The organism is uncultured Bradyrhizobium sp. (genome assembly GCF_936928535.1).
In the GTDB taxonomy this organism is placed as follows: Bacteria; Pseudomonadota; Alphaproteobacteria; order Rhizobiales; family Xanthobacteraceae; genus Bradyrhizobium.
In genome coordinates this window covers 70,300-82,976 of record NZ_CAKZHY010000058.1, presented here as the reverse complement: position 1 = coordinate 82,976, position 12,677 = coordinate 70,300, and the positions used below count along the sequence as shown (strand labels likewise).

General features: G+C 65.2%; 10 protein-coding genes. 8 read left to right on the top strand and 2 right to left on the bottom strand.

What is annotated here, in order from left to right:
* Positions 1–170 precede the first annotated feature (170 nt).
* Positions 171–3,683: a molybdopterin cofactor-binding domain-containing protein gene (locus tag Q0687_RS08965; RefSeq protein WP_298874738.1), complete on the bottom strand. Its 3,513-nt coding sequence runs from the start codon at positions 3,681–3,683 to the stop codon at positions 171–173.
* Positions 3,683–4,165 (bottom strand): (2Fe-2S)-binding protein, encoded by a 483-nt coding sequence (locus Q0687_RS08960; protein ID WP_298874735.1) that lies wholly within the window; start codon positions 4,163–4,165, stop codon positions 3,683–3,685. Before Q0687_RS08960 ends, Q0687_RS08965 begins: the two co-directional genes overlap by 1 nt.
* Before the next feature lie 260 nt (positions 4,166–4,425).
* On the opposite strand from Q0687_RS08960, the gene Q0687_RS08955 reads away from it, so the two are divergent.
* The 8 genes from Q0687_RS08955 (at position 4,426) to Q0687_RS08920 (ending at position 12,579) form a co-directional block, all read left to right on the top strand.
* Positions 4,426–5,883 carry a 6-hydroxynicotinate reductase gene (locus Q0687_RS08955; protein ID WP_298874732.1) on the top strand — a complete coding sequence of 486 codons (1,458 nt, stop codon included), beginning with the start codon at positions 4,426–4,428 and terminating at the stop codon, positions 5,881–5,883.
* Positions 5,880–6,779 (top strand): UPF0280 family protein, encoded by a 900-nt coding sequence (locus tag Q0687_RS08950; RefSeq protein WP_298874729.1) that lies wholly within the window; start codon positions 5,880–5,882, stop codon positions 6,777–6,779. The genes Q0687_RS08955 and Q0687_RS08950 overlap by 4 nt, the downstream gene beginning before the upstream one ends.
* Positions 6,780–6,794: 15 nt before the next feature.
* Positions 6,795–7,379 carry an amino acid synthesis family protein gene (locus Q0687_RS08945; protein WP_298874726.1) on the top strand — a complete coding sequence of 195 codons (585 nt, stop codon included), beginning with the start codon at positions 6,795–6,797 and terminating at the stop codon, positions 7,377–7,379.
* A gap of 78 nt (positions 7,380–7,457) precedes the next feature.
* Positions 7,458–8,660, top strand: coding sequence for an ABC transporter substrate-binding protein (locus Q0687_RS08940; RefSeq protein WP_298874723.1), 1,203 nt, complete (start codon positions 7,458–7,460; stop codon positions 8,658–8,660).
* Positions 8,661–8,731: 71 nt separating this feature from the next.
* Positions 8,732–10,621, top strand: a complete 1,890-nt coding sequence (locus tag Q0687_RS08935; protein WP_298874720.1) for an ABC transporter permease — start codon at positions 8,732–8,734, stop codon at positions 10,619–10,621.
* Positions 10,618–11,409 carry an ABC transporter ATP-binding protein gene (locus Q0687_RS08930; protein ID WP_298874717.1) on the top strand — a complete coding sequence of 264 codons (792 nt, stop codon included), beginning with the start codon at positions 10,618–10,620 and terminating at the stop codon, positions 11,407–11,409. The genes Q0687_RS08935 and Q0687_RS08930 overlap by 4 nt, the downstream gene beginning before the upstream one ends.
* On the top strand, positions 11,406–12,110 hold the full coding sequence (locus Q0687_RS08925) for an ABC transporter ATP-binding protein (protein ID WP_298874715.1): 705 nt from the start codon (positions 11,406–11,408) through the stop codon (positions 12,108–12,110). The genes Q0687_RS08930 and Q0687_RS08925 overlap by 4 nt, the downstream gene beginning before the upstream one ends.
* 13 nt (positions 12,111–12,123) lie before the next feature.
* Positions 12,124–12,579: a MarR family transcriptional regulator gene (locus Q0687_RS08920; protein WP_128952390.1), complete on the top strand. Its 456-nt coding sequence runs from the start codon at positions 12,124–12,126 to the stop codon at positions 12,577–12,579.
* Positions 12,580–12,677: the final 98 nt, after the last annotated feature.

Here is a 12,677-nt window from a genome sequence, read left to right as displayed (position 1 = left end):
CAAGCGCCTCGTCCTTCGAGACGACCGCTTCGCGGTCTCCTCAGGATGAGGCTAACCGGCAGCTTTGCCTATCGACTGCTTCCGCGTACTCCGACCTCATCCTGAGGGCCGGCCGCAGGCGGGCGTCTCGAAGGATGGTCGCGGGCGAGTTTCCAGCCACGCCCTCTGCTCTAATGCGCCGACGATCGCACGCGCGCGATCGTCTCGCGCACGCCGGTCCAGGCCGGCTTGTCCGGCGCGAACTGGCCGCGCAGGAAGTTGACGAGTTCCTCGACCTGCGCGTCGCTCGTGCTGTTCCCAAACGCGGGCATGTAGCCGAGGTCGCTCGACACGGGCTCGGCGATGCCGTGCAGGATCACCTGCACCAGATTGTGCGACGTCGCGCTGTGCAGATTGCTGTTGAGCGCGAGCGAGGGCCGGCTGCCGAACAGCGGCAGGCCGCCGACCTCGTGGCAGACCGCACAGGCGCCCTGGTAGAGCCGCGCGCCGGCGGACGAGGCGACGCGGACCTGCGTTGCGCTCTCGAGCTTTGCCGCGAGGGCGGGCGCGTCCGCCGTGCCCTCGTTGAACGAGCCGAGATAGACCGCCATCGCGCGGATGTCCTGATCGGGCAGGGCCCTGAGATCCCTCACGATCGGTGCCATCGGACCCGCGGCGACGCCGTGGTAGCGGGAATGGCCGGTGCGTAAGTAGGCGAACAGCTCGTCCTCGCTCCAGACGATCGGCGCGTGCGAGAGCGAGGTCAGCGGCGGCGCCTCCCATCCTTCGGCAAAGCCGCCGGCGAGATAGGCCTGCCGCTGCTCGGCGCCGAGCGCGTTGCGCGGCGAATGGCAGGCGCTGCAATGGCCGAGGCTCTCGACCAGATAGGCGCCGCGATTCCATTGTTCGGACTTCGTAGGGTCGGGCTTGAACTCCTTGGCCTGGTGGAACAACGCGTTCCAGCCGGCGAGCAGCGGGCGGATGTTGAACGGGAAGGCGAGCGCATTGGCGGGGGCTGTCGCGCGCACCGCAGGCTGCGCCATCAGATAGGCGTAGAGCGCCTGCATGTCGGCGTCGCTGGTTTTCGAAAAGTGCGTGTAGGGGAAGGCCGGGTAGAGCTGCCGCCCGTCGCGATGCAGCCCCTCGCGCATCGCACGCTCAAAGGCAGGATAGGACCAGGCGCCGATGCCGGTCTCGACGTCAGGCGTGATGTTGGTCGAATAGATCGTGCCGAACGGCGTCGGAAGCGCGCGGCCGCCGGCGTTGAGCACACCGCCGAGATTCGTGTGGCACTCCGCGCAATTGCCGAGCGCTGCGAGCTGCTCGCCGCGCGCGATCGCTGCTGCGGAATAGATCGATGCGTCAGGACGCGTGATCGGCGCGATGGCGCGGCCGGGCAGAAGCGCCGCGCCGATGCCGATCGCAGCAGTGCAGACGGCGGCGACCGCCGCGACGATACCGGCGCGTTTGGTGAAGGGATTTTCCCAGATGCGGGACGATTTTGAAGCCGCCGGTGCGGGCAGGGCTTGCGGAGCCGGCGATGTCTCGCCATGCAATCCCTTCAGAATGCGCTCCGGCGTGAACGGCGGCTCGCGGAAGCGCACGCCGGTGGCATCGAAGATCGCATTCGCGATCGCCGCCGCGCTGGGAACCGACGCGGACTCGCCGACGCCGAGCGGCGGCTGGTCCTGCCGCGGCAGCATCAGCACGTCGATCTTGGGCACCTCAGGGAACGGGATGATCGGATAGGCGCCCCATTCCCGTGCCGCCACCGCGCCGCGCTCGAACGAGACTTCTTCCATTAGGGCGCGACTGGTCGACTGGATGACGTTGCCGTGGATCTGGTGGCGCACGCCCTCAGGATTGATCATCAATCCGGAATCCTGACCCGCGACGACGCGGGTGACGCTGACATCGCCAGTGGTCTTGTTGACAGCAACGTCGGCAACCCAGGCCGACCACGCAGCGCCGTAGCCGGGAAACTTGCTGTGGACATAGAGCGCATAGGCAAAGCCGCGCCCATGCACTATCTCGTTGTCCTTCTCTTCACGGACCGCTCGTGGTGTCCAGCCGGCGCGTTCGGCGACCGCATTCACGAGATCGACGGCGCGCTGGTCTTTCAGGTAGCGCAGGCGATATTCGATCGGATCGACGCCGGCTTCGGTCGCGGCTTCGTCGATATAGGATTCATGCGCAAAGGTGTTCGGCAGCGCCGAGACGCCACGGAACCAGGACGCGCGCACGATCGGCGCCATGTCATGGGCGACGACGCGCATGTGGTCGTAGTCGTAAGGTGGGATCGCGGTGCGGTCGCCCATCTGGAGCACTGCGGGCTCCGGCGAGATACGCCCAGTGAGCAGCAGCGCCAGCGTCGGCGCGGCGTTCGAGGGATAGCGGGTGGCGAGATCGTAACCGGCGATGCCGCCTGTGGCGTCGAGGCCGCCGTTGACGTCGATCAGCTGTGCCGTGCCCTTCGGCTCCCAGGCGTGCTCCTGCTCGCGCGTCAGCTGCACGCGCACGGGCCGGCCGACCGCGCGCGACAGCAGCAGCGCGTCGGCGCTGACGTCATCGGCGCAGTTTCGGCCGTAGCAGCCGGCGGCTTCGAGACGGATAACCTCGACCTCGCTCTCGGGGCGCTCGACCAGCAATGCGAGATCAGTACGCAGCACGTGTGGGTTCTGCGTGCCCGACCAGACGCGGATGTTGCCATCCCTATAATCGGCGACCGCGCAGGATGGGCCGATCGACGCATGCATCTGGTAGGGCCAAACATAAGTCCGCTGCATCGGCTTGGTCGCGCCTGCGATCGCCGCATCGACATCGCCCTTGTCGATCAGCGTGCGGGGGCTCGACGGATGGGCGCGCAGCGCGGTCTCGACATCGGCGAGATCAGTGAGTTTTGGCGTCGGCCTCCAGCTCACCTTGAGCTGCCCGGCGGCGCGAACCGCATTCTCCTCGCGCTCGGCGACCACGCCGACGAAATCGCCGATGCGCACGACGGCGATCAGGCCGGGCACATCTCGCACGGAGGATTCGTCGACTGCGATCAGGCTGGTGCCGACGAATGGCCCAGCATCGACGCCGGAATAGGGCGGGCGCACCACGCGGCCGTGCAGCATGCCGGGGAGGCGGATATCGTGGACGAAGGTCAGCTCGCCCGTTGCCTTGGCGGGAAGATCGACGCGCGGCATGGACTGGCCGACGATCGCGTAATCGCCGACGGCTTTGACGGCGACGTTATCCTCGAGCTCGAGGCGAATGGACTCGCCGCCGATCAGCTCGCCATAGCTGATGCTGCGATTATGGCCTCGAACAAGACCATCCTCGATCTTGAGATCCGATGCCCGCAGCTCAAGCCGTTCCGCTGCGCGCGTGATCAAAAACTGCCGTGCCTGGGCTGCGGCCTTGCGCAGGGGCACGGCAGTGATCTGGATGGTTTCGCTCGCGATTGTCGGGCCCTGGTTCGGCACGACAGAGGTATCGCCGAGCACCACGACGACGCGGGCGAAGGAGACGTCGAGCTCCTCGGCGACGATCTGGCCGAGCGCGGTGCGGATGCCGGTGCCGAGATCGACATGGCCGTTATAGGCCGTGACCGACCCGTCCGTTGTGACCCGCACGAACGTTTCGGAGGTGACCTCGTCCACGGTGCTGACGACGACGAGCGAACCTCGCTCAGCTGCATTCGAATTCGGAGAGGCCATCAATCACCGGCCTCGGCGAGCTGGCCAGCCGCGCGCATCACGGCGCGCAGGATCTCTACGTGCGTGCCGCAGCGGCAGAGATTGTAGCGCAGCGCGGCGAGCGCTTCCTGCTCGGTCGGCCGCGGGTTGATCGCGAGCAGTGCCTTGGTGGTCATGATCATGCCGTTGAGGCAGTAGCCGCATTGCGCGGCCTGCTCGTCGATGAAGGCCTGCTGCACGATGTCGGGCTTGTCGCGTGTGCCGAGGCCTTCGAGCGTCATGATGTCGCGCCCGGCGCAGCCGCTGATCGGAATCACGCAGGAGCGCGCAGCCATGCCGTCGATCAGGACAGTACAGGTGCCGCATTCACCGAGGCCACAACCATATTTCGGGCCGTTGAGTCCGAGATCATTGCGCAGCACGTAGAGCAGCAGCGTCTGGCGCTCCGCCGTGACGTCGTGGATCCTGCCGTTCACGGTGAGGCGGATCGGTGGTTGCGTCATCCTCGTTCCCAAACCCTTGGCCCTGCGGTCGCGTGGTCGCGAAATTCCTACGCCCGCGACGATACCGTTTGTACACAAACGTGCAAGCGGCCATGCCGCAGTGCAGCGTGGCTGCCTGCTTTGTGAACAAGGCCGGCAGGCAAATGAGGTTTTATTCGGCAGGCGCGCCTTTTCGCGCGCGGCGCCGCTTGACAGTGTTCGGGACCGCGCGCAACATCGTTCGTATACGAATGATAACCGCACGCTCTGCTGGCTTTGACATGGTGATGGAAACAACGAGCGCGGCCACCGACAAGATCCGCTGCGATGCCTGTCCGGTGATGTGCTACATCAAGCCGGGCGCGGCGGGCGCCTGCGATCGCTACGCCAACCATGACGGCAAGCTCGTCCGTGTCGATCCGCACGTCATTCTCGAGCGCACGGTGTCGCAGGGCGGCAAGCTGGTGCCCTTCAGCCGCACCGAAGATTGGGACGGCAACATCGTTCACGAACCCTCGACCTTCGTGACCGCGATCGGTGCAGGGACGACCTATCCCGATTACAAGCCCGCGCCTTTTATCGTCTCGTCCGAGGTCGACGGCGTCGACATGGTGACCGTCGTCACCGAGGGCATTTTCTCTTACTGCGGCGTCAAGGTGAAGATCGACACCGACCGCTATCTCGGGCCCGAGACCGCGACCGTGCGCGCGCAGGGCGAGGCGGTCGGCCACGTTACGACCAGCGAGTACGGCTCGCAGATGCTGTCGCTCGGCGGCGTGCATCATCTCACCGGCGGCTCCAAGAAGGAAGGCCGGGTCACCTGCGACACGCTGATGGACCTCGCCAATTGCAAGGCGGTGGAACTGACCATCGACGGCGGCGCTAGCGTGGTGGTGCAGGCCGGCCAGCCGCCGATCGTCAACGGCGTCAAAGAAGAGCGCATGCGGGTCGGTTGCGGCTCGGCGACGATCGGCATGTTCGCCAAGCAATGGCACGGCAAGGTGGACGAGGTCGTCGTGGTCGACGACCACATCACCGGCGTGCTCAGCGAGCATCAGGCCGGCAAGCTGCTCGACATCGCCGACACCGGCATCAAGATGAAGGGCCGGCGCTCGACGCCTGGCCGCTATTTCCAGGTCGCCGATCCCGGCACTGGCTGGGGTGGAACCAATATCTCCGATCCACTCGCGATCCTCGGCCCGTTCGATCCCAAGGAGGCCAAGCCCGGCCTCTCGATGCTGATGGTGTCCACGACCGGCGAGCATTCGTCCTACTATGTGCTCGACCAGGCCTTGAAGCCGGTCGAGACCGAGATGCCCGCCGATCTGCAGTTCTCGGTCGAGCGCATCCAGGAAAATTGCGAGCCGGCGCTGTGCACGGTGCTGTTCATGGCCGGCGCCGGCGGTTCGCTGCGCGCTGGCGTCACCGACAATCCGGTGCGCCTGACGCGCTCGGTGAAGGACGCGCTGACGCGCGTCACCAGCGGCGGTGCGGCGGTTTATGTCTGGCCGGGCGGGGGCATCACCTACATGGTCGATGTGACGCAGATGCCGGCGGGAGCGTTCGGCTATGTTCCGACGCCTGCGCTGGTCGCGCCGATCGAATTCACGATGAAACTGTCCGATTACGCCGCGCTCGGTGGGCACATGGATTACGTCAAGCCGCTCTCCGAGGTGAGGGGCGGCGATGACGTCCGCCAACTGCCTTGGCAGAATCCGATTCCAGGACGGCGGGCATGACACGTCTCCCGCAAATCGCATTGCTGTCTGATGGCCGGCGGCTGCATTTGCAGGATGGACCGATTGATCTGATCGTCGAGGCGAGGGGGCCCGCGCACGATGTGCGCATGGCCTATGAAGCTGCGGCGCGGCGGTTCACCGGTTTGCTGGACGCGCTCTGCGCCGAGCTGCCGGAATTGCGGCGGGCGGCGCTGCCCGCGGCGTCTTCACTGACAGGCACGGTGGCCCGCCGCATGTATGCTGCCGTAGCGCCCTACGCCTGGGATCGCTTCATTACGCCGATGGCTGCGGTGGCCGGTAGCGTGGCCGAGGAAATTCTCGGCGCCATGCTTGATGTCGCGACGCTCGATCAGGCCTATGTCAACAATGGCGGCGATATAGCGCTGCACCTCGGGCCGGGCGCGCATTTTTCCATCGGCCTGATGGATCGGCCTGATCGCGACGGTGTCATGCGCAGCATGAGGGTCGATGCTGACGATCCGGTTCGCGGCATCGCGACCAGCGGGCGCCACGGCCGCAGCTTTTCGCTTGGCATCGCCGATGCGGTCACGGTGCTGGCGGCAACGGCCTCGCAGGCCGATGCGGCCGCCACAGTGATCGCCAATGCCGTCGACCTGCCGGGGCATCCCGCCATTATCAGGCAGCCCGCCAACGAACTTCAGCCTGACAGCGATCTCGGCGCGCGTCTTGTCACCCGCGAGGTCGGTGAGATGTCGCAAGACGAGATCGCCACTGCGCTCGAATCTGGCGCGGAATGTGCACGTCAATTATTCGATCGTGGGTTGATCGAGGCTGCCGTGCTCAGGCTTTGTGGTGATATGCTTGTCATCGGAACCAGAGATATAGAAGAGCAACGACCGCGCCCGCTTGTGCTGGAGAACGCGGTCGATGCCTGAACAGGGACGTGAAGCATGAGCGCGATCATCCGCAAGATCGTCACCGTGGTCGAAGAGACCCAGATGGAGATGGGCCGTCAGGTCTCGCCCCCGACCCGCCGCGCCGCCGCGATCGCCGTGATCGAAAACCCCTTTGCGGGAAAATACGTCGAGGATCTCTCCCCGCTGATCGCGATCGGAGAAGAACTTGGTGATTTGCTGGCGAAGCGCGCCGTGGCGGCGCTCGGCATCGACGGCGCCAAGGCGCACAGCTACGGCAAGGCCGCCGCGGTCGGCGAGAATGGCGAGTTGGAACATGCCGCCGCGATCCTGCACCCCAAGATGGGCGCGCCGGTGCGTAAGGTGCTGAGCAAGGGCGCGGCGCTGATCCCGTCGTCGAAGAAGCGCAGCGGCCCCGGCACGACGCTCGACATACCGCTCGGGCACAAGGATGCGGCCTTCGTGCGCAGTCACTTTGACGGCATGGAGGTGCAGATCAACGACGCGCCGCGCGCGAACGAGATCATGGTCGCGGTCGCCGTCACCGACAGCGGCCGTCCGCTGCCGCGTGTCGGCGGGCTGACGGTCGCGGAGATCAAGGGCGAAGACGGTTTGAAATAAGGGATGGTTCGGAGGGGCGGGCACAGCTTCTCCGGCAGGATCGTGGTCGAGAGATAAAATTCAAAACTGGAGGTTGGGATGCGAGCAAGAAACAGTTTCGTCGGCGCGGCCTTTGCGCTTCTGGCGGCCGGCATGGGCCATTCGGCCCTGGCCGATGACATCAAGATCGGCGAGATCAACAGCTACTCGCTGTTGCCGTCCTTCACCGAACCCTACCGCAAGGGCTGGCAGCTCGCGGTCGAAGAGATCAATGCGGCCGGCGGCATCAACGGCAAGAAGCTCGTCGTCATCTCCAAGGATGATGGCGGCAAGCCGGCCGATGCGCAGACCGCGGCCAATGAGCTCGTCTCCAGCGAAGGCGTTGCGATGCTGACGGGCACGTTCCTGTCGAATATCGGCCTTGCCGTCAGCGATTTCGCCAACCAGAAAAAGGTGTTCTTCCTTGCGGCCGAGCCGCTGACGGACGCCGTGACCTGGGCGAAGGGCAACAAGTACACTTTCCGCCTGCGTCCCTCCAACTACATGCAGGCCGCGATGCTGGTGGAAGCCGCGAGCAAGCTGCCGGCAAAACGCTGGGCGACGATCGCGCCGAACTACGAATACGGCCAGTCGGCGGTCGCGGTGTTCAAGAAGTTGATGTCGGAGAAGCGCCCCGACATCCAGTGGGTCGACGAGCAGTGGCCGCCGCAGGGCAAGATCGATGCGGGTCCGGTGGTGCAGGCGGTGGCGCAGGCCAATCCGGAAGCCATCCTCAACGTCACCTTCGGTCCTGATCTCGTCAAGCTCGTGCGTGAGGGCAACACCCGCGGCCTGTTCAAGGGCCGCGAGGTCGTGTCCTTTCTGACCGGCGAGCCCGAATATCTCGATCCGCTCAAGGAGGAGACGCCCGAGGGCTGGATCGTCACCGGCTATCCCTGGTACTCGATCAAGACGCCAGAGCATGACGCGTTCCTGAAGGCCTATCAGGCCAAGTACAACGACTATCCACGCCTCGGCTCGATCGTCGGCTACCAGACCATCAAGGCGGCGGCGGCGATCATCGCCAAGGCTGGCTCGACCGACACCGACAAGATGATCGCAGCAGCCGAAGGCATCTCGATGCCGTCGCCGTTCGGCGAGATCACCTTCCGCAAGATCGATCACCAGTCGACCCTCGGTGCCTTCGTCGGCAAGACCGCGCAGAAGGACGGCAAGGGCGTGATGGTCGACACCTCCTACAAGAAGGGTTCCGACTATCTGCCCAGCGATGCCGAAGTCGAGAAGCTGCGGCCGAAGGATTGACATCTGGTCTATCTCTCCCTCTCCCCGCTCTTGCGGGGAGAGGTGAAATTCAAACCTAACCCGGACCGCCGATGGCCTTTTACGTCGTACAGTTTCTGACCGGTCTTGCCAGCGCAGCGTCGCTGTTTCTGGTGGCCTCGGGCCTGTCGATCATCTTTGGCGTGACGCGGATCGTGAATTTCGCGCATGGCGCCTTCTACATGATCGGCGCCTATATCGCCTTCACCCTGACGGAGCGCTTCTCCGGCGCGTTCGGCTTCTGGGGCGGGGTGGTGGCGGCGGCGCTTGCGGTCGCGCTGATCGGCGTCCTCGTCGAGATCGTGCTGCTGCGGCGCATCTATCACGCGCCCGAACTGTTCCAGCTGCTCGGCACATTCGGTCTCACGCTGATGGTCGAGGACCTCGTCGTGCTGATCTGGGGCCCCGACGATCTCGTCGGCCGCCGCGCACCGGGCTTCAAGGGCGCGGTCGATTTCTTCGGCCAAAACATCCCGAGCTATGATCTGTTCCTGATTGCGCTGGGGCCCGTCGTTCTCGGTGTACTCTGGCTGCTGTTCCAGCGCACGCGCTGGGGCGTGCTGGTGCGCGCCGCGACGCAGGACCGTGACATGGTCGCAGCCCTCGGCGTGAACCAGAAATGGCTGTTCACATCGGTGTTCGCGGTCGGTGTATTCCTCGCGGCCCTTGGCGGCGCGCTCCAGATCCCGCGCGATGCGGTGCATCACGCCATGGATCTGCGCATCATCGTCGAGGTCTTCGTCGTCGTCGTGATCGGTGGCCTCGGCAGCATCGTCGGCGCCTTCGTTGCGGCGGTGCTGGTCTCCGAGCTGAACGCGTTCGGCATCCTGATCTTTCCGAAGATTTCCATCATCCTGGTCTTCCTGGTGATGGCGGTGGTGCTGATCGTGCGGCCCTGGGGCCTGTTCGGCAAGCCGGAGGCGGCCGCGCGCAAGACGCCGGGGCTGTCAGTCAATCCCTGGCGGCCGCTGACCTTGAACGAGCGGCTCGCGTCACTTGCCGCGTTGATCATCGCGGCGATGCTGCCGCTGTTTGCGGGTAATTACGCGCTCACCGTTGGCTCGGAGATCGCGATCTTCGTGATCTTCGCCGTGTCCTTGCACTTCCTGATGTCGGTCGGCGGCCTCGCGTCGTTCGGCCACGCCGCCTATTTCGGCCTCGGCGCCTACGGTGTCGCCTTCCTCGCCAAGATGGCGGGGCTGCCGATGATCGTGTGCCTCTTGCTCGGGCCCTTGCTCGGCTGCATGGGAGCCGCTGTGTTCGGCTTCTTCGCGGTGCAGCTCTCCGGCGTGTATTTCGCGATGCTGACGCTCGCCTTCGCGCAGATCGTCTGGTCGATCGCGTTCCAGTGGGTCAGCGTGACAGGCGGCGACAACGGCATTCTGGGCGTCTGGCCGGAAAAATGGGCGGCAAGCCCGTCGCATTTCTATTGGCTTGCGCTCGGTGTCGCGGCGCTCGTGACGATCGCGCTGCGGGTCATGGTGTTCTCGCCATTCGGCTACGCGCTCCGCGCCACGCGCGACTCGCTGCTGCGCAGCGAAGCTGTCGGCATCAATGCCAAGCGCATCCAGTGGACGGCCTTCGTGATCGCGGGCACCACTGCCGGCATCGGCGGCGCGCTGTTCGCCTATCTGAAAGGTAGCGTCTTCCCTGACAATCTCGGCATCTCGCTGTCGGTCGATGCGCTGGTCATGGTGCTGCTCGGCGGTGTCGAGACGGTGTCGGGCGGGGTGATCGGCGCGATCGTCTACAAGGCCCTGAACATCTGGCTGGTCAGCCAGACCGATCTTTCGAAACTCGTGCTCGGCGGCTTCATCGTGCTGATCGTCGTCGTCTTCCCCAAGGGCATCGTTGGCATGCTGGAGATCTTGGCGCAGCGGCGCAGGAAGTCATCGCCGCCGGGATCCTCGTTACTCGCCAAGCCGGTCGAGTCCGCCGAATGAGTGTCGCACCCCCACTTCTTGCGGTCGAAGGCCTGACCAAATCCTACGGCGGCATTCATGCCGTGCGCGGTGTCTCGTTCTCGCTGCGACCGGGCGAAATCCTGGCGCTGATCGGCCCGAACGGCGCGGGAAAAAGCACCTGCTTCGACATGCTCAATGGCCAGAACAAGCCTGACAGTGGCCATGTGCGCCTGCTCGGCGAAGAGACCACCGGCAAGAAGCCGCGCGATATCTGGCGCATGGGCGTTGGGCGCACCTTCCAGATCACCGCGACCTTCGCCACCATGACGGTGCGCGAGAACGTCCAGGTCGCGCTGATCTCGCATGGCAGGCAACTGTTCAATCTCTGGGGCTCGGCGCCTAACGTCGACCGCAATGAGGCCGGGCGCCTGCTCGAGCTGGTCGGCATGGGCGGCTATGCCGATCGTCCCTGCGGCGAACTCGCCTATGGCGACCTCAAGCGGCTCGAGCTTGCGGTCGCGCTCGCCAATGATCCAAAATTGCTCTTGATGGACGAGCCGACCGCCGGAATGGCGCCGCGCGAGCGCGTCGAGCTGATGCGGCTGACGGCGCAGATCGCCAAGGAGAAGTCGATCGGCGTGCTCTTCACCGAGCACGACATGGACGTGGTGTTCGAGCATGCCGACCGCATCATCGTTCTCAATCGCGGCACGCTGATCGCCGAGGGCTCGCCGGCCGAAGTGCGCGGCAATCCGCAGGTGCAGGCGATCTATCTCGGCGAGGGCCTGCTTTACGAGGGCGGCCATCGCGAGGGAGCCTCGGCATGAAGCTCACGGTGCAGGACCTCAACAGCCATTACGGCCCGGCGCATATCCTGTTCGACATCGGTTTCGAGGTCGGTGAGGGCGAAGTGGTGGCACTGCTCGGGCGCAACGGCGCCGGCAAGTCGACCACGTTCCGCTCGATCGTCGGCCTGGTCGCGCAGCGCACCGGCCGCATCATGTTCGAGGGCAAGGATGTCTCGGCGAAGCCGACACATGAAATCGTGCGCGAGGGGCTCGGCTATGTGCCGGAGGAGCGCCGCATCTTCACCGATCTGACGGTGGAGGAGAATCTCGAAGTCGGCCGTCAGCCGAAGCGTGCGAATGCGCCGCACTGGAATCGCGAAAAGCTGTTCACGCTGTTTCCGAATCTTGGCGAGATGAAGAACCGTCCCGGCGGCCGCATGAGCGGCGGCGAACAGCAGATGCTGACGATCGCGCGCACGCTGATGGGCAATCCTTCGCTGGTGCTGCTGGACGAGCCCTCGGAGGGCCTGTCGCCGAAGATCGTGGAACAGATGGTCGATGCCATCCTGACCATGAAGAAGGAGGGCGTCAGCATCGTCGTCTCCGAGCAGAATTTGCACTTTGCGCGGCTGATCTCCGATCGCGCCTATATCATCGAGCGCGGCCGCATCTGTTTCGGCGGCACCATGGCCGAGCTCGACGCGCGTCCGGATATCCGTGACGCGCATCTGTCGTTGTGAGGGGCGGGCGGGAATGGCAAGAAGCGTCACGGCGAAGAAGAGCGTCAAGCAGGGCAAGCCGCCTTACGTGCTGGACGAGCAGGTCGGCTTCATCCTGCGCCAGGTCTGGCAGCGCCACAGCTCGATCTTTTCCCGCGACATCGGCACCAACCTGACGCCGACGCAGTGGGCCGCGCTGTCGAAGCTCGCCGAGACCGGGCCGTGCTCGCAGAACCAACTCGGGCGATTGACGGCGATGGATGTCGCGACCATCAAGGGCGTGATCGACCGCCTCACGGCGCGCGGCTTGACGGAGACGAGCCAGGATCCCGAAGACGGCCGGCGCCTGCTGGTGAGCCTGACGCGCGCCGGTCAGCAGCTTGCGGAGAAGCTTGCGCCGAACGCGATTGCAATCACGCGCGAAACGCTGGCCCCGCTCGACGCGAAGGAGCGCGAGCTGCTGATGGCGCTGTTGAACAAGCTAAGGTGAATTGACCTTGTCATTCCGGGGCACGCGCATCGCGCGTGAACCCGGAATCTCGCGCCAAAAATCTCCGGATTCCGGGTTCGCGCTTACGCGCGCCCCGG

Bases quoted from the DNA above. Each gene is read 5' to 3' on its own strand.
- Q0687_RS08965 (WP_298874738.1), bottom strand. From the start codon at position 3,683: ATGGCCTCTCCGAATTCGAATGCAGCTGAGCGAGGTTCGCTCGTCGTC.
- Q0687_RS08960 (WP_298874735.1), bottom strand. From the start codon at position 4,165: ATGACGCAACCACCGATCCGCCTCACCGTGAACGGCAGGATCCACGAC.
- Q0687_RS08955 (WP_298874732.1), top strand. From the start codon at position 4,426: ATGGTGATGGAAACAACGAGCGCGGCCACCGACAAGATCCGCTGCGAT.
- Q0687_RS08950 (WP_298874729.1), top strand. From the start codon at position 5,880: ATGACACGTCTCCCGCAAATCGCATTGCTGTCTGATGGCCGGCGGCTG.
- Q0687_RS08945 (WP_298874726.1), top strand. From the start codon at position 6,795: ATGAGCGCGATCATCCGCAAGATCGTCACCGTGGTCGAAGAGACCCAG.
- Q0687_RS08940 (WP_298874723.1), top strand. From the start codon at position 7,458: ATGCGAGCAAGAAACAGTTTCGTCGGCGCGGCCTTTGCGCTTCTGGCG.
- Q0687_RS08935 (WP_298874720.1), top strand. From the start codon at position 8,732: ATGGCCTTTTACGTCGTACAGTTTCTGACCGGTCTTGCCAGCGCAGCG.
- Q0687_RS08930 (WP_298874717.1), top strand. From the start codon at position 10,618: ATGAGTGTCGCACCCCCACTTCTTGCGGTCGAAGGCCTGACCAAATCC.
- Q0687_RS08925 (WP_298874715.1), top strand. From the start codon at position 11,406: ATGAAGCTCACGGTGCAGGACCTCAACAGCCATTACGGCCCGGCGCAT.
- Q0687_RS08920 (WP_128952390.1), top strand. From the start codon at position 12,124: ATGGCAAGAAGCGTCACGGCGAAGAAGAGCGTCAAGCAGGGCAAGCCG.